Here is a 16,266-nt window from a genome sequence, read left to right as displayed (position 1 = left end):
AACTACGCCGCCAGCACCGGCGACGTCGACGAGCTCTCCCGCCTCTCCGCCGCGACGTGCGAAGGCTGCCAGAGCTACATCACCCTGTACCGCAAGACCTATGACGCCGGCGGCTACTTCAAGGGCGCGGATTGGACCCTCGGCGACTTGAAACTTCGCGAGGCAGAAGGCACCAGCTACGTCACGACGCTCGCCAAGGCTGACCCAGGACAGTACCGAGAGACGGCCAACGATCCAGAGCGCACAAGCACGGGCCAGGACAACGAGGTGAGTTTTGCGGTGAGCAGGGCCAAATCAACGTGGCAAGTCGACCAACTCGGACTCGGAGGTGTCGAGTGAGAGCCCTCGTCATGACGATTTTATTCGTTCTCGTGCCCGTCGACGCCTCAGCGAATGTCGATGTGAAACCCGCACCCTACGAAGCTCAAGTCACGCTCCGAGGCAAGAAGGTACTCAGCCCGCACAAGTCCAATCCCGTCCAACCAGCGAAGTCCTCACCGAATCCCGTCACCAACCCCATCAAGCGGCCTCCGGTTGTGTGCAAGGTGGACCCCGCCGCGGGCACCTACGGCTGCAGGACCACGCCGCGGCGGGCTCCCACCGAGGAGGCGGACGCTCCTGAGCTCACCGAGGGGGACATCGCCCGGGCGGTGCAACGGATCGGGCTCCCGAGCCTGCAGGTCCGGATCCAGCCGGGCGACGAGACCTTGGTCAACATCCCCACGATCTTCTACACCGAGCCGCGACCGTTCGCGCGCAGCGTGGACCTGCTGGGCTTCGACATCGACCTCCGGGCGCAGCCGGTCCGCTACCAGTGGGTCCACGGTGACGGCACCGTCCGGTCGACGTCCCGGCCCGGCCGGCCCTACCCCGCGATGGAGGTCACCCACCGGTACCGGCGGCCCGCGGAGGACGTCGACGCACGGGTCGACGTGACCTACCGCGTCCGCTACCGGGTCGACGGCGGAGGGTGGCAGACCCTGGGCCAGACCCTCCTCGCCGCCGGTCCGGTCGCGGAGCTCGACGTCAAGGAAGCGGCGCCGGTCCTGACGAAGCCGTGAGTGCAAGAATGGGCAGCATGCCCATTGCGAATCACATCGTTGAGCTGATCGGCAACACCCCGCTGGTCCGTCTCAACTCAGTCACCTCAGCCGGATCGGCAACCGTGGCCGCCAAGATCGAGTACCTCAACCCCGGTGGCAGCGCCAAGGACCGCATCGCGGTCAAGATGGTCGACGCCGCGGAGGCCTCCGGCGCCCTCAAGCCCGGCGGCACGATCGTCGAGCCGACCTCGGGCAACACCGGCGTCGGGCTGGCCCTGGTCGCCCAGCAGCGCGGCTACAAGTGCATCTTCGTCTGCCCCGACAAGGTCAGCGGCGACAAGGTCAACACGATGAAGGCCTATGGCGCGCAGGTCGTGGTCTGCCCCACCGCCGTCCCGCCGGAGCACCCCGACAGCTATTACAACGTCTCCGACCGCCTGGTGCGCGAGACCGAGGGCGCCTGGAAGCCGGACCAGTACTCCAACCCCGCCGGCCCCGACTCGCACTACGAGACCACCGGCCCGGAGATCTGGGAGGCCACCGACGGCAAGGTCACCCACTTCGTGGCCGGCGTCGGCACCGGCGGCACCATCACGGGTGTCGGCCGCTACCTCAAGGAGGTGTCGGGCGGCAAGGTCAAGGTCATCGGCGCCGATCCCGAGGGCTCGGTCTACTCCGGCGGCACCGGCCGCCCCTACCTCGTCGAGGGCGTCGGCGAGGACTTCTGGCCCAGCGCGTACGACCCGAGCGTCCCCGACCAGATCATCGCCGTCTCCGACGCCGACTCGTTCGACATGACTCGCCGGCTCGCCCGCGAGGAGGGCCTCCTGGTGGGCGGCTCGTGCGGCATGGCCACCGTCGCGGCCCTGCAGGTCGCGGCCGAGGCCGGACCCGACGCGCTCGTGGTCGTCCTGCTCCCTGACGGCGGCCGCGGCTACCTGTCGAAGATCTTCAACGACGACTGGATGTCGTCCTACGGCTTCCTGCGCGAGCCCCTCGACGGCAAGCCCCACGCGATCACCGCCGGCGACGTGCTGATGAGCAAGGCCGGGGGCATGCCCGCCCTGGTGCACACCCACCCGTCGGAGACGATCCGCGACGCGATCGAGATCCTCCGCGAGTACAACGTCTCGCAGATGCCGGTCGTCGGCGCCGAGCCTCCCGTCGTGATCGGCGAGGTCGCCGGCAGCGTCAACGAACGGGCCTTGATCAGCGCCGTGTTCGAGGGCCGCGCCCAGCTGACCGACGCCGTCGCGGACCACATGGAGCCGCCGATGCCGCTGCTCGGCTCGGGCGAGAGCCTCGACGACGCGCTCAAGGCGCTCAGCGTCAGCGACGCCGTCATGGTCATCGAGGACGGCAAGCCCCTCGGCGTCCTGACCCGCCACGACCTGCTGGGAGTGCACGTATGAGCGAGCGGAAGAGCACGGCCGACGAGGGCAGCACGCAGGGGTTCGCCACCCGCGCGATCCACGCGGGCTACGAGCCCAACGCCGAGAACGGCGCGGTCAACGTCCCGATCTACGCAAGCTCGACGTTCGCCCAGGACGGGGTCGGCGGCATGCGCGGCGGCTACGAGTACGCCCGCACCGGCAACCCGACCCGGGCGGCGCTGGAGGCCAACCTCGCGGCGCTGGAGAACGGCACCTACGGCCGGGCGTACAGCTCGGGCATGGCCGCGACCGACTGCGCCCTGCGCTCCATCCTGCGCCCGGGCGACCACCTGGTGATCCCCGACGACGCCTACGGCGGCACGTTCCGCCTGATCGACAAGGTGTTCACCCAGTGGGGCATCAGCTACACCGTCGCCGCGGTCAACGATCTCGACGCGATCCGCGCCGCCGTCACACCGGCGACCAAGGCGATCTGGATCGAGACCCCGACCAATCCGCTGCTCAACGTCGGTGACGTCACCGCGATCGCGGAGATCGCCCACGAGGCGTCGGCGACGTTCGTGGTCGACAACACCTTCGCCTCGCCGTACCTCCAGCAGCCGCTGGCCCTGGGCGCGGACGTCGTCCTGCACTCGACGACGAAGTATCTCGGCGGGCACTCCGACGTCGTCGGAGGCGTCCTGGTCACCGACGACGAGGAGCTCGACGCCAAGTTCGCGTTCCTGCAGAACGGGTCCGGCGGCGTGCCGGGACCGTTCGACGCCTATCTGACGATGCGGGGGGCCAAGACCCTCGCGGTCCGGATGGACAAGCACTGCGACAACGCCGAGGCGATCGTCGACTTCCTGCAGGGCCACCCGGCGATCTCGTCGGTGCTCTACCCGGGACTGCCCGGCCACCCCGGCCACGAGGTCGCGGCCCGGCAGATGACCCGGTTCGGCGGGATGGTGTCCGTCCGGCTCAAGGACGAGCAGTCGGCGCTGGACTTCTGTGCGCGCACCGAGCTCTTCACCCTGGCCGAGAGCCTCGGTGGCATCGAGTCCCTCATCGAGCACCCGGGGGCCATGACGCACGCGTCGACCGCCGGGTCGCTGCTGGAGGTGCCCGCCGATCTCGTACGTCTGTCGGTCGGCATCGAGGACCTCACGGACCTGCTGGCCGACCTCGACCAGGCGCTGGCCTGATCCCGTCGCCGTCCGTCTCAGCCGAGGCGGACGGTGCGGGCCGAGCCGATGTCGGCGAAACGCTCGGGCTCGCAGGTCAGGATGATGATCTGCGAGGTCGAGCCGACCCGGTTGATGACGGCGGCCAGCTTGCGCCGCCGGTCGGCGTCGGTGAAGCCCAGCGAGTCGTCGAGGATCACCGGCGCGCCGTCGTCCGCGCTGACCAGCTGTGCCGTCGCCAGCCGGCCGATCAGGGCGAGCTGCTCCTTGGCGCCCCCTGACAGGGACTCGAACGGCACCGTCGCCCCGTGCGCGGTCCGGCTCCGGATCGACAGGTCGTCGGCGATGTCGACCGCGAAGCCGGCGCCGAACACGATCGATCCCAGCGCCTCCACGGCGTGGCGGAACGGCGCGACGTAGCGCTGCTGGGCCGAGTCGCGGTGCGTACGCATCGTGGTCCGCAGGAGCCGGGCCGCACCCGCTCGGGCCTCGAGCGAGTCGTGCACCCGGCGTGTGTCGGCCAGCCGGGACAGCGCCGTGTCGAGCTTGTCGCGCAGCCCGTCGCGGCCGCGCACCTCGAGCTCTGTCGTGGCGGCGGCGAGGTCCGCGTCGAGCCGGGCCAGGTCGTCGACCAGCCGCTTGGCCAGCTCCCGGGCGTTGCTCGCGAGCATCTCGAGGCCGTCGGCGTCCTGTTCGCGCAGCGCCGTGCGGGTCGACTCGAGCGCGTCGGCGTGCAGGGCGTGCTGGGCCTGCGTCGCACCGAGGGCCGCGGCCAGGGCATCGTCGCCGTGCGCCGCGCGATCGGCCTCCAGCCGGGCGTTCGCCCGCTCCAGCTCCGAGGTGGCGCCCGCCGCGTGGGTCTCCGTCGTGAGCCGGCGCTCGTTGGCGGCGTTGACGGCGTCGATGATCCGCTCCCGCTCGTGCAGCGACGAGGCCACCGCCTGCTCCGCGGTCTCGAGCCGCTCGGTCAGATCGGTCAGATCGGCTCGCGCCTCCGCGAGGGAGACCGCGGGCTCGGTCGCGCCGTGCGTGTCGATCGCCGCGAGGCGGGCGCGGACGGCCTCGACCGACTCCCCCGCCAGCAGCGTGTCCCGTTCGACGGTCGCCGCGTGGGCGCGCCGTGCGGCGTCGTCGCGCTCGCCGCTGCGGCGACGTGCCTCGGCGAGGTCGGCGACGCCCAGCTCGCCGAGCAGGGCGGTCAGCTCGTGCTCCCGCTCCTCGATCTTGCGGCGCCGCCGGACCGCGCCGTCGTCCGGCGTCATCACGACCCGGACCACGCCGACGACCTCGACGTCGACGGGGGCGGTGAGGTCGCGGGTCGCGGTCCCCTCGATCGCCTCCCCACCGAGCTGCACCTCCGCGGCGCCCAGCCGCTCGACCGTGAACCGGGCGGCGCCGGTCGCGGCCGCGTCCCGCTCGGCGTGCAGCCGGGACTGGATGTCCGCGACCTGTTGCACGATCTGCGCGTCGACCGGGTTGGCGGCCAGCTCGGCCTCGGCCTCCTCGAGGCGCGCCGTGGCGGCAGCGATGCCGGCCAGCCGCTCCCGGATGACCTCGGCGTCGGCCCGGGCCTGGGCGGCCCGGACGACCTGCTCGGCCGCCACGACCTCGAGGCGCAGGTCGCCGACCTCGTCGGTGGCCCCCTGCCGGGCGGCGTCGAACGCCGTGAGCCGGTCCACGGCCTCGGTGTGGGCCGCGACGGCCCGCTCCCAGGCCCCCGTCGCCTCGCCCGACGACGCCGTACGCCGCTCGGCCTCGGTGACCCGTTCGGCCCGGGCCTCGACCGCGGAACGTGCCGCCGCGACGGCCACCTCGGACTGGCCCAGCCGTGCCGTGGCCTCGTCGTGCTGACGGCGCAGGTCGGTGAGGGCGCCCTCCCGCTCGGCGAGCTCATCGGCGTCGATGCGCGCCCGACCGACCCGGACCTGCAGGCGGGTGCGCTCCAGGGTCAACCGCTCGTGCCGGTCGACGACGTCGTCGACCGCGCGCACGGCCGCCTCAGCGACGGCGACCGCCTCCTCGCGCTCGGCGAGCTCACGGATCGTGGCCGCGTAGACATCCGTCGGCTTGCCGGTCGCGGTGTGATAGCGGCGGAACTCGCGCTCGATCCGGTCCAGCAGGTCCTCGTGCGAGGTGCCGACCGTGTCGTCGTCGGCGAGCGCTGACAGCGCCGCCTGCAGGGGCACGACTCGCGCCAGGCTCGCCTGCTGGAGCGACTCGCCCTGCACCTGCTGCAGCGCCGTCCACAGATCGGCGTCCATCGTGGCGCCGACGATCTGCTCGACCCGGTCGTGGGCCTGGTCGCCGGTCAGCTGCTCGGGCCGGGGCTCGAGGATCTGCAGCTCGGTCATCGCCTTGCGCAGCCACCGCTTGGTGTAGACGAGCCGGTAGGGCCCGGTCGACAGCTCGACCGACACCTCGGGCCCGACGTCGCGGTGGGTCGGCTGGACGGCCTTGATCGAGGAGTGCTGCGAGGAGGACTTGAACTCCCGGACGAGGCGCAGCGCCTCGGCCAACGAGGACTTGCCGATCTCGTTGGGTCCCACCACGACCGTCACGCCGGGTGCGTCGAAGGACACATCGCTGGCCGTGACCCCGCGGAAGTCGGTGAGCCGGATCCGGTGCAGCCTCATGCGGCGCCGCCGCGACTGAACCGGTAGAGCAGGCCGAGCGCGTCACGCGCCGCCTGGGCGTCGTCTCCCTCCAGACGCAGCGTCAGGTCGTCGACGGCGTCGCGGGCGAAGCCAGCCAGGCCGAGGTCGCCGAACTCCCCGTCGGCCGGCGTCACGACCAGGTCGCTGCGCCGCTCCCACAGGTCGACCAGCGCGAACAGGTCCCGCGAGGCGTCCAGCACGGTGTCGAGCCGGGCCTTCTCGCCGATGCTCAGCACGCCGGTCAGGGACAGCCACACGGCGGTCCGGTCCTTGGCCGGCAGGTGCGCGAGCCACCGCTCGAGCTCGTCGACGTCGGCCTCGCTCGTGAGCTCGGCCTGGTGGTGCGCGTAGGTCCACGTGCCCACGGGCACCGTGTCGACCGAGACCGTGTCGTGGTCGACGTCGACGACCAGGACGTTGCCCGGGTCGTCTTCGCGCCGGCTGGTGACCTCGGGGGCCCCGGGATACCAGATCCGGGGGCCGACCTCGGTCGTGGAGTGCCGGTCGCCGAGCACCGCGAACTGGGCCCGTCCGGCCGTGATCGCGGCCGAGAGTGCGTCCTCGCTGATGCCGGCGGGGTCGGTGCGGTCGATGCCGAGCACGGTGCCGTGGCCCGCGACGATGCGCACGACTCCGGCGTCGGGCTCCACGCCGGCGAGGGCGTCGGCGACCAGGTCGCTCAGCGGCGCCTTGCTGAACCACGGGGCGGCGACGATCTCGACGCCCTCGGACACGACGTGGACGCCCGGGCGATCGAGCACGTGCACGTGGGCCGGGCACCCGTCGACGAACTCCCGGGACCGGTAGATCGAGGCGGCGTCCAGGGGGTCGTGGTTGCCCGGCAGCAGCCACACCGGCACCGTCACGTCACGCAGCGCGTCGAACGTACGGGCCACGACGGCGCGGTCGAGCTGGTTGGACTCGAACACGTCACCGCACACCAGGACGAGCTCGGCGCCGCGCTCGGCGGCGACCCGCCCGATGCTCCGGATCGCGTCGATGCGCGCCTGCGCGAACCGGGGGCGCGCCTCGTCGCCGAGGTAGTGCGCGGTCATCCCCAGCTGCCAGTCAGCCGTCGCCACGAATCGCATGTCCTGACCGTAACCGGCGCCTCGGACATGACCCCGTAGGCACGCCAAGGACCCCCGGGTGCTGCCAGAATCACCCCATGAGCCTCGTCATGCTGCTGCTGGCGCACCCGCGCACGGACAGCTACTGCCACGGCATCGCCGAGCGCATCGGCGAGCGCCTGCTGCGGCTCGGCCACGAGGTGCGGTCGCACGACCTGTACGCCGAGCGGTTCGACCCGCTCGTCCCGCCGTTCGAGTCGCACACCAGTGGCCTCGCGATCGAGTCGCTGCTGGCGCAGGAGGCCGATCCCGTGCTGGCGCTGCACCGCGAGGAGCTCCGCCAGGCCGACGCCCTCGTCGTGGTCCACCCCAACTGGTGGGGCATGCCGCCGGCGATCCTGAGCGGCTGGGTCGACCGGGTCGTCGTGCCGGGAGTGGCCTACCGGTTGGCCGAGGCGTCGGGCTTCCCCGAACCGCTGGCGCCGCTGTCCGAGCTGTTCGTGGTCAACACGTCGGACACGACGGACGAGCGGGAGCGTGATCTCTACGGTGACCCGCTGGCCTCGATCTGGGGGCGCTGCGTCGCGCCCTACCTCGGCGCGCCGCGCGTGACCCGTCGCGTGCTGCGTCCTGTCGCCGCGGCGAGCGGCGAGCAGCGCCGGGCGTGGCTCGACGAGGTCGAGACGCTCGCAGCCGAGACATTCGGAGCGGCCACCTAGTCTGGTCGTCGTGTCCGACCGTCGTGGAGTGCTCGCCGAGATCTCGTGGTTCCAGGTCGCTGCCAGCGTCCTGGCCGCCGTCACCGCCGCCTGGCTCGCCTCACGACTGGGCGTCGCCGGCACGTTGGTGGGTGCCGCGCTCGGCAGCTTCGTCGTGACGGTCAGCAGCGCGTTGTACGGCCGCACGCTCGACAAGGGGCGGACGCTGATCGTCCAGACGGCGAGCGGCACGATGATCCAGAAGCAGGTCGAAGACGGGCAGATCGCCACCGCACTGCAGGAGGTCGCGGAGATCGACGACTCCCCCGTCGAGCGTGCGGAGGTCGTGCGCGACGAGCCCGAGCGCCGGCTTCGCTGGAAGCCGATCATCATCACGACCGTCATGGTCCTCGCGCTGGCGCTCGCGGCGATCACGGCGTACGAGGTCGTCACCGACAAGACGCTCGGCGGCTCCGGCGGCACGACGATCGGGGACACGTTCGGCGGGTCGAAGAGCGCGGCCGACCCGGCGCCCGGGCCGGACGACACGACACCCACGCCGACCCCGACGCCGACGCCGACGCCGGACGCCACGACGCCCGCGCCGGAGCCCTCCACGAGCACCCGGGCACCCACACCGACACCGACCCCCGCGACCACGACGGCCGAGCCGACGGCCCAGCCCACCGCCCCGGCGGAATGAACCCCCACCACCCGACGTTGACGCTGCTCCGAGCCTGGAAGGAGCCGACATGACGATCTACCTGACCCCCAACCTCTCCGACGAGACGATCGCCGCGATGGACGTCTTCGAGGCCTTCCGGATGGGCGAGGAGCTGCTGGACTCGCGCTACCCGCGCGACGCCGTCCGGGTGCTCCGTCGGGTGCTCGAGGCCGAGCCGTCGCACGCCGCCGCGTGGGAGCTCATGGGCCGGGCACACTTCGCCGCGGCTCAGCTGGTCCCGGCCGAGGAGGCGTTCCGGCGCCTCATCGAGCTCGAGCCGACCAGCGCGTGGGCGCAGACCGCGCTCGGCCTGTCGCTGGACCGGCAGAGCCGGCACCGCGAGGGCGCCGTGCACCACCGGCTCGCCGCCGCGATGGGTGCCTCCCCGCGCGACGCCACCCGGGTCGAGCTCGTCGACCGCGCGATCGGCTGACCTCTGGACACCACCTGGGCGGCCGCGGCGACGGCCGTCGTGCTCGTCGTCGTGCCGCCCCTGTGGTCTGTCGTGCGTCACCTCGTGACCCTCGTGCACGAGGCGGGCCACGCCGTCGTCGCGGTCGCGACCGGGCGCCGGCTCAACGCGATCCGGCTGCACACCGACACGTCGGGGCTGACGGTGTCGAGCGGCAAGCCGCGGGGTCCGGGGATGATGGCGACCGCCGCCGCCGGCTACCTCGCCCCCGCGGCGCTCGGGCTCGTCGCGGTCCTCCTGGTCGACGGTGGGCACACACCGTGGGCGCTGTACGGCGGGCTCGGCACCCTCGCGGTGATGCTGACGTTCATCCGCAACTGGTTCGGCCTGCTGGTCGTCGCGGCGACGGGAGGCGTCGTCGCGGTGTTGATCTGGAGGACCCCGGCATCGACCCAGGACTTCGCCGCCCTGACGTTCGCGTGGTTCCTGCTGGTCGCCGCGCCGCGGACCACGATCGACCTGTGGGCCCACCGCCGCCGCGCCCGGACCCGGACGACCGACGCGGACGTCCTCGCCCGGTTGACCTTTCTGCCAGCGCCGGTGTGGAACCTGCTGTTCCTCCTGGCCACGACCGCGGCGCTCGCGGGCGCGGTGTGGTCGGTCGGCCTGCCCGGCTGATTGGATGGGGCGGTGTTCACCGTCGGCAAGGAGCTCGAGGGCACCCTCGGGCGTACCGGAACGATCGCGACGCCCCACGGCGAGATCCGCACGCCGGCGTTCATCCCGGTCGGCACCCGCGCGACGGTCAAGGCCGTCCTCCCCGAGCAGATGGCCGACCTCGGCGCCCAGGCCCTGCTCGCCAACGCGTACCACCTCTATCTCCAGCCCGGCGCCGACATCGTCGACGAGGCCGGCGGTCTCGGCACGTTCATGAACTGGCCCGGGCCGACGTTCACCGACTCGGGTGGCTTCCAGGTCCTGTCGCTGGGCGCCGGGTTCCAGAAGACCCTGTCGATGGACTCGCACTCGGTGCAGCCCGACGACGTCATCGCGGAGGGCAAGGACCGGCTCGCGACGGTCGACGACGACGGCGTGACGTTCAAGTCCCACCTCGACGGGTCGATGCACCGCTTCACCCCCGAAGTGTCGATGCAGATCCAGCACCAGCTCGGCGCCGACATCATGTTCGCCTTCGACGAGCTGACGACGCTGATGAACTCCAAGGGCTACCAGGTCGAGTCGCTCGCGCGGACCCAGGCGTGGGCCGAGCGGTGCCTCGTCGAGCACCGTCGGCTGTCGGCCGAGCGGGCCCACCGTCCGCCGCAGGCGCTCTTCGGCGTCGTGCAGGGCGCCCAGCACGAGGACCTGCGGCGCCAGGCCGCGCGGGGGCTCGTCGGGCTGGACCACGACGGCACCGGGTTCGACGGCTTCGGCGTCGGCGGGGCGATCGAGAAGGAGAACCTCGGGACGATCGTGCGCTGGGTGTGCGAGGAGCTGCCGGCCGACAAGCCGCGCCACCTGCTCGGCATCAGCGAGCCCGACGACCTGTTCACCGCGGTCGAGAACGGCTGCGACACGTTCGACTGCGTCTCCCCGTCGCGGGTCGCCCGGTCGTCGCGGGTCTACGCCATGGCGGGGCGCTACAACGTCATGGTCGCCGCCTCCCGCCGCGACTTCGGGCCGATCGACCCGGAGTGCGACTGCTACACGTGCGCGCACTACTCCAAGGCGTACCTGCACCACCTGTTCAAGACCAAGGAGTACGTCGCCGCCACGCTGTGCACGATCCACAACGAACGGTTCACCGTCCGGCTGGTCGACGACATGCGGAGCCACCTCGAGGCCGGGACGTTCCGGGAGTTCCGGGACGACTTCCTGGCCCGTTTCTACGCCTGACCCGGGTGTGACGGATTACCACGGTCCCTCGGCAACCTGGCGCCTACCGCGGAATACTTCCTGCGGTACGTGCAGGTTTGCTCAGGGACCGTGGTAATCCGACGCTCCGGGGCGTGATCCGGCCTCAGAGCCAGTACGTCGGCTCGCGGCGCTTCAGGGCCTTGATGGCGAGCATCGTGACGGGGCTGACGATGATCTCGACGGCGCACTTGAACACGAACCCGACCACGACGTAGTTGACGAACTGGCCGCCCGTCGTGATCCCGATCGCTGAGGCCGCGAGGGCGCAGAAGATCAGCGTGTCCGCCGCCTCGCCGACGCCGGTCGAGCCGATCAGTCGGCGCCACAGCCCGGGCTCGGCCGACCGGTTCTTCATCCGCACGAGGACGTACGAGTTGAGGAGCTGCCCGGTCAGGTAGGCGATCATCGACGCCGCCACGATCTGCACGCCCGACCAGACGACGCTCTCGAAGGCTTCCTGGTTCTCGTAGAAGCTGGCCCCCGGCAGCGCCATCGCCACCAGGAACGTCGCGAACGCCAGGACCGCCGACCCGAAGCCGACGAGGATCGCGCGCCGCGCCGCCCTGAAGCCGTAGACCTCCGAGATGACGTCTCCGAGGATGTACGCCAGCGGGAACAGGATCGCGCCACCGTCGGAGATGATCGGCAGGACCTGCACCGGGCCGATCGACACGTCGTGCCCGGAGATGAACTCGGTCGACTTGGTCGCGGCGATGTTGGACACCACCAGCACGACGCAGAACACCGCGAGCAGGACGTCGAAGTACGACGACCCGCGCGAGGCGAAGTGGACCTCGCGCGACTGATCGGCCGATGTCGTCGCTGAACTCATGCGCCCCATCCTGCCAGCCGTCGTGGCCTCTGGGAGAATCGATCCATGACGATCCCGACCCGCACCGACGTCCTCGTCGTCGGGGCAGGTCCCGCGGGGTCCGCGGCCGCCGCCTGGTCCTCCCGCCTCGGCATGGACACGGTGCTGGCCGACGCCGCGACGTTCCCCCGCGACAAGACCTGCGGCGACGGGCTCACCCCGCGGGCCATCGCCGAGCTGGAGCGGTTGGACCTCGGCGAGTGGGTGCGCGGCCACGGCACCAACCGGGGGCTGCGCGCCGCCGGCTTCGGACAGGAGCTGCTGCTGCCCTGGCCCGGCGGGTCGCTGCCCGACTACGGCTCGGCGGTCCCCCGCACCGAGCTCGACGACAAGCTCTTCCGGGTCGCGGTCGGGGCCGGCGCGACCCCGTTCGAGGGTGCCCGGGCGGTCGACGCGGTCCGCGACGCCGCCGGCCGGGTCACCGGGGTCGTCTTCCACGTGGGCAGGGACCGCACGCCGCACACGGTGCTGTGCGACCGGCTCGTCGTCGCCGACGGCGTACGTTCGCCGCTGGGCCGCGTCCTGGGGCGGGAGTGGCACCGCGACACCGCCTACGGCGTCGCCGGCCGCTCCTACGTCAAGTCCGGCCGCAGCGACGACCCGTGGATCTCCTCGCACCTGGAGCTCCGGGGCGAGGACGACGAGCTCCTGCCCGGCTACGGCTGGATCTTCCCGCTCAGCGACGGGGAGGTGAACCTCGGCGTCGGCGCCCTGGCCACCGCCAAGCGTCCGGCGGACCTGCAGATTCGCCCGCTGATGGAGTACTACGCCTCGCTCCGCCGCGAGGAGTGGGACCTCAGCGGCGAGCTCCGCCTCCCGACCAGTGCCCTGCTGCCGATGGGCGGCGCGGTCTCCGGCGTGGCCGGACCCAACTGGGTCCTGGTCGGCGACGCCGCCGGCTGCGTCAACCCGCTCAACGGGGAGGGCATCGACTACGGCATGGAGACCGGGCGCGAGGCCGCCGAGCTCATGCACCGTGGCAGCGACCTCGCGCAGGCGTGGCCCGAGCTGCTGACCCGCCAGTACGGCGAGGCGTTCTCGATCGCACGCCGCCTGGCCGGGCTCATCACGGTCCCCCACCTGCTGCCGACCGCCGGCCCGGTCGGGATGAGGTCCCACCACCTCATGACGTTCGCGCTGCGGGTGATGGGCAACCTCGTGACAGACGAGGACCGCGACCTGACCGCCCGGCTGTGGCGCTGGGCGGGTCGCCGGTCCGTACGCCTGGACGACCGGCCGCCGTTCTCGTCCTGAGCCCGGCGCCGGACGATCAGCTCGCCGGCGGAACACATCGAACATGTTCTCTTTCCCACCCGTCGAAAGACGTCTTGGTACTCCCAGGACCGCGACGGGACCCCTCGCGCGTGACAGGATCTCGGCATGAACGCAGATGCCATCGTCGTCGGAGCGGGCCTCGCCGGCCTCGTCGCCACCGCTGAGCTCGTCGAGGCGGGCCGGACCGTGATCCTCGTGGACCAGGAGGGTGAGCAGGGCATGGGCGGCCAGGCCTTCTGGTCGTTCGGCGGGCTGTTCTTCGTCGACTCTCCTCAGCAGCGCCGGATGGGCATCAAGGACTCGGTCGACCTGGCGATGCAGGACTGGATGGGCAGCGCCCAGTTCGACCGCGCGGAGGACGCCTGGCCCCGGCGGTGGGCCGAGGCGTACGTCCACTTCGCGGCGGGCGAGAAGCAGTCGTGGCTGAAGGAGCGCGGCCACAGCGTGTTCCCCGTCGTCGGCTGGGCCGAGCGCGGCGGAGGCCTCGCCGGCGGCCACGGCAACTCCGTGCCGCGCTTCCACATCACGTGGGGCACCGGACCCGGCATCGTCGAGCCGTTCGAGAAGATCGTGCGCGAGGGCCATGAGAAGGGACTCGTGCGGCTCGCGTTCCGCCACCGGGTCGACGAGCTGCTGGTCACCGACGGTGTCGTCACCGGCGTCGCCGGGCAGGTGCTCGAGCCGACCGACGCCGAGCGCGCCGCACCCACCTCCCGTACGTCGATCGGCGAGTTCACGATGTCCGCGCAGGCCGTCATCGTGACGTCGGGCGGGATCGGCGGCAACCACGACCTGGTCCGGGCCAGCTGGCCCGAGCGACTCGGCACTCCCCCGGCGCACATGATCTCCGGCGTCCCGGCTCACGTCGACGGCCGCATGCTCGGCATCGCCGAGGAGGCCGGTGCGAGCCACATCAACCGCGACCGCATGTGGCACTACGTCGAGGGGATCAAGAACTGGGACCCGATCTGGCCCGCGCACGGCATCCGCATCCTGCCGGGACCGTCGTCGATCTGGCTCGACGGGGCCGGCCGGCGCCTTCCGGTCCCGGGGCTGCCCGGGTTCGACACCCTCGGGACGCTCAAGCTGCTGCGGCAGAGCGGCCACGACCACTCGTGGTTCGTCCTGACCCAGGCCATCATCGAGAAGGAGTTCGCCCTCTCCGGCCAGGAGCAGAACCCCGACCTCACCGGCAAGAGCATCCGGACGCTGCTCAAGGAACGCGTCTCCAAGGGAGCGACCGGCCCGGTCGAGGCGTTCAAGACCAAGGGCGAGGACTTCGTCGTCGCCGACACGATCGAGGAGCTCGTCGCGGGCATGAACGCCCTGACCCCCGACTCCCCCGTCGACCTGGGCGAGGTACGCCGTCAGGTCGAGGAGCGCGACCGCGAGCTCGACAACGACTTCACCAAGGACCTGCAGATCGCGGCGCTGCGCCAGGCCCGCGCCTATCGCGGCGACCGGCTCATCCGGGTGGCCAGGCCGCACAAGATCCTCGACCCCGCAAAGGGCCCGCTGATCGCCGTCCGGCTCCACGTCCTGACCCGCAAGTCGCTCGGCGGCCTCGAGACCGATCTCGACTCGCAGGTCATCGGCACCGACGGTGCACCGATCGAGGGGCTGTACGCCGCCGGCGAGGTCGCGGGCTTCGGCGGTGGCGGCGTGCACGGCTACAACTCCCTGGAGGGCACATTCCTCGGCGGGTGCCTGTTCAGCGGCCGGGCGGCCGGCCGGGCCGCCGCGAAGCAGGTGGGCTGAAAGGTCCCCCGTCCGGGGACGCCCGGGCAGTACGCTCCCTCCATGACCGCACTCGCGTTGATCCTGGCCGGGATCGCCGGTCTCTTCCACGTCCTGTTCTTCAAGCTCGAGTCGCTCGACTGGCGCAAGCCCGCGACGTGGAAGACGTTCGGCCTCACCTCGCAGGCCGACGCCGAGACGACCGCCCCGCTGGCGTACAACCAGGGCTTCTACAACCTGTTCCTCGCGATCGGCGCGTTCACCGGGATCGGGCTCGTCGCCTTCGACGACACCCACGACACGATCGGCTGGACGTTGATCGTCTTCGCCTGTGCCTGCATGCTCGGCGCCTCGCTGGTGCTGATCTCGACCGGTCGGTCGTACGCCCGCGCGGCCTCGATCCAGGGCGTTCCGTCCCTCCTGGCCGTCGCCGCCGCCCTCGTCGCCGCCACCTGATCGACTGTCGCCGGCCCCGACTAGGGTGGGCGCCGTGCTTCGAATCGCCACGGTCAACGTCAACGGCATCCGCGCCGCCCACAACAAGACCCGGGGCCAGTCCTCCGGCCTGAGCGAGTGGCTCGCCGCCCGCGAGGCCGACGTCGTGACGCTGCAGGAGGTGCGGGCTCCCGACGACATCGTCCGGGAGATCCTCGACGCCTCCGGCTACCACGTCGTGCACACCGAGGCCGCGGCCAAGGGACGTGCCGGCGTGGCGGTGCTGAGCCGCACCGAGCCCACCGCGCACCGGGTCGGCAACGGCGACGACTTCTTCGCCGACTCCGGGCGCTGGATCGAGTCCGACATCCCGCTGGCCGACGGGTCGACGCTGACCGCGGTCTCCGCCTACGTGCACTCCGGCGAGGCCGGCACCCCCCGCCAGGAGGAGAAGTACCGCTTCCTCGAGCAGATGACGGTGCGGCTGGCGGAGATCCGCGCGAGCGGCCACCACGGTGTCGTGACCGGCGACCTCAACGTCGGCCACACCGAGCGGGACATCAAGAACTGGAAGGGCAACGTCAAGAAGGCCGGCTTCCTGCCCGAGGAGCGGGCCTACTTCGACCGCTTCTTCGGCGAGCTCGGCTGGGTCGATGTGCACCGTACGGTGGCCGGCGATGTCGACGGCCCCTACACGTGGTGGTCGATGCGCGGTCAGGCCTTCGACACCGACACCGGCTGGCGCATCGACTACCAGATCGCGACCCCCGAGCTCGCCGCGACGGCGACCAACGCCGTCGTCGACCGGGCCGAGAGCTGGGCCGAGCGGTGGTCCGACCACGCACCGCTGGTCATCGACTACGCGCTCTGACC

16 protein-coding genes are annotated in these 16,266 nt (G+C 71.7%); 13 read left to right on the top strand and 3 right to left on the bottom strand.

The window, feature by feature from the left end:
• The 4 genes from JWQ91_RS02170 to JWQ91_RS02155 form a co-directional block, all read left to right on the top strand.
• A partial coding sequence (locus JWQ91_RS02170) for a DUF6318 family protein (protein WP_297780188.1) occupies positions 1–339 on the top strand: 339 nt, incomplete at its 5' end.
• 197 nt (positions 340–536) lie between these two features.
• On the top strand, positions 537–1,061 hold the full coding sequence (locus tag JWQ91_RS02165) for a hypothetical protein (RefSeq protein ID WP_297780185.1): 525 nt from the start codon (positions 537–539) through the stop codon (positions 1,059–1,061).
• Positions 1,062–1,078: 17 nt separating this feature from the next.
• Positions 1,079–2,455: a cystathionine beta-synthase gene (locus JWQ91_RS02160; protein ID WP_297780182.1), complete on the top strand. Its 1,377-nt coding sequence runs from the start codon at positions 1,079–1,081 to the stop codon at positions 2,453–2,455.
• Complete coding sequence (locus JWQ91_RS02155; protein ID WP_297780179.1) at positions 2,452–3,621, top strand: cystathionine gamma-synthase; 1,170 nt, start codon at positions 2,452–2,454, stop codon at positions 3,619–3,621. The genes JWQ91_RS02160 and JWQ91_RS02155 overlap by 4 nt, the downstream gene beginning before the upstream one ends.
• Positions 3,622–3,638: 17 nt before the next feature.
• On the opposite strand, the gene JWQ91_RS02150 is transcribed toward JWQ91_RS02155, so the two are convergent.
• On the bottom strand, positions 3,639–6,233 hold the full coding sequence (locus tag JWQ91_RS02150; RefSeq protein ID WP_297780177.1) for an AAA family ATPase: 2,595 nt from the start codon (positions 6,231–6,233) through the stop codon (positions 3,639–3,641).
• Entirely contained in the window at positions 6,230–7,345 is a 1,116-nt protein-coding gene (locus tag JWQ91_RS02145; protein ID WP_297780175.1) for an exonuclease SbcCD subunit D, read from the bottom strand. The genes JWQ91_RS02150 and JWQ91_RS02145 overlap by 4 nt, the downstream gene beginning before the upstream one ends.
• Positions 7,346–7,422: 77 nt before the next feature.
• Between JWQ91_RS02145 and JWQ91_RS02140 the strand changes: the two genes are divergently transcribed.
• The 5 genes from JWQ91_RS02140 to tgt are packed head-to-tail and all read left to right on the top strand — an operon-like array spanning position 7,423 to position 11,054.
• The gene (locus JWQ91_RS02140) at positions 7,423–8,043 is read left to right on the top strand and encodes an NAD(P)H-dependent oxidoreductase (RefSeq protein WP_297780172.1); all 621 of its coding nucleotides are present in this window, start codon (positions 7,423–7,425) and stop codon (positions 8,041–8,043) included.
• Positions 8,044–8,053: 10 nt separating this feature from the next.
• Positions 8,054–8,725 carry a hypothetical protein gene (locus tag JWQ91_RS02135; RefSeq protein ID WP_297780170.1) on the top strand — a complete coding sequence of 224 codons (672 nt, stop codon included), beginning with the start codon at positions 8,054–8,056 and terminating at the stop codon, positions 8,723–8,725.
• A gap of 49 nt (positions 8,726–8,774) precedes the next feature.
• A complete protein-coding gene (locus JWQ91_RS02130; protein WP_297780167.1) occupies positions 8,775–9,179 on the top strand; it encodes a tetratricopeptide repeat protein in 405 nt (134 codons plus the stop codon).
• 3 nt (positions 9,180–9,182) lie between these two features.
• Positions 9,183–9,836 (top strand): M50 family metallopeptidase, encoded by a 654-nt coding sequence (locus tag JWQ91_RS02125; protein WP_297780192.1) that lies wholly within the window; start codon positions 9,183–9,185, stop codon positions 9,834–9,836.
• A gap of 12 nt (positions 9,837–9,848) precedes the next feature.
• Positions 9,849–11,054 carry a tRNA guanosine(34) transglycosylase Tgt gene (gene tgt / locus JWQ91_RS02120; protein WP_297780164.1) on the top strand — a complete coding sequence of 402 codons (1,206 nt, stop codon included), beginning with the start codon at positions 9,849–9,851 and terminating at the stop codon, positions 11,052–11,054.
• Positions 11,055–11,178: 124 nt separating this feature from the next.
• Here tgt and JWQ91_RS02115 read toward each other — a convergent pair whose 3' ends face one another.
• A complete protein-coding gene (locus tag JWQ91_RS02115; RefSeq protein WP_297780161.1) occupies positions 11,179–11,907 on the bottom strand; it encodes a queuosine precursor transporter in 729 nt (242 codons plus the stop codon).
• Positions 11,908–11,952: 45 nt separating this feature from the next.
• On the opposite strand from JWQ91_RS02115, the gene JWQ91_RS02110 reads away from it, so the two are divergent.
• The 4 genes from JWQ91_RS02110 (at position 11,953) to JWQ91_RS02095 (ending at position 16,264) form a co-directional block, all read left to right on the top strand.
• Positions 11,953–13,200: a geranylgeranyl reductase family protein gene (locus JWQ91_RS02110; RefSeq protein ID WP_297780158.1), complete on the top strand. Its 1,248-nt coding sequence runs from the start codon at positions 11,953–11,955 to the stop codon at positions 13,198–13,200.
• A gap of 126 nt (positions 13,201–13,326) precedes the next feature.
• Positions 13,327–14,979 carry an FAD-binding dehydrogenase gene (locus JWQ91_RS02105; RefSeq protein WP_297780155.1) on the top strand — a complete coding sequence of 551 codons (1,653 nt, stop codon included), beginning with the start codon at positions 13,327–13,329 and terminating at the stop codon, positions 14,977–14,979.
• 42 nt (positions 14,980–15,021) lie between these two features.
• A complete protein-coding gene (locus JWQ91_RS02100) occupies positions 15,022–15,414 on the top strand; it encodes a DUF1304 domain-containing protein (RefSeq protein WP_297780153.1) in 393 nt (130 codons plus the stop codon).
• A gap of 34 nt (positions 15,415–15,448) precedes the next feature.
• Positions 15,449–16,264, top strand: coding sequence for an exodeoxyribonuclease III (locus tag JWQ91_RS02095; protein ID WP_297780150.1), 816 nt, complete (start codon positions 15,449–15,451; stop codon positions 16,262–16,264).
• Positions 16,265–16,266 lie beyond the last annotated feature (2 nt).

It is taken from the genome of Aeromicrobium sp. (assembly GCF_025965075.1).
In the GTDB taxonomy this organism is placed as follows: Bacteria; Actinomycetota; Actinomycetes; order Propionibacteriales; family Nocardioidaceae; genus Aeromicrobium.
Note: the sequence above shows the minus strand (reverse complement) of the source record. Positions and strands in the feature narration are given on the sequence as shown.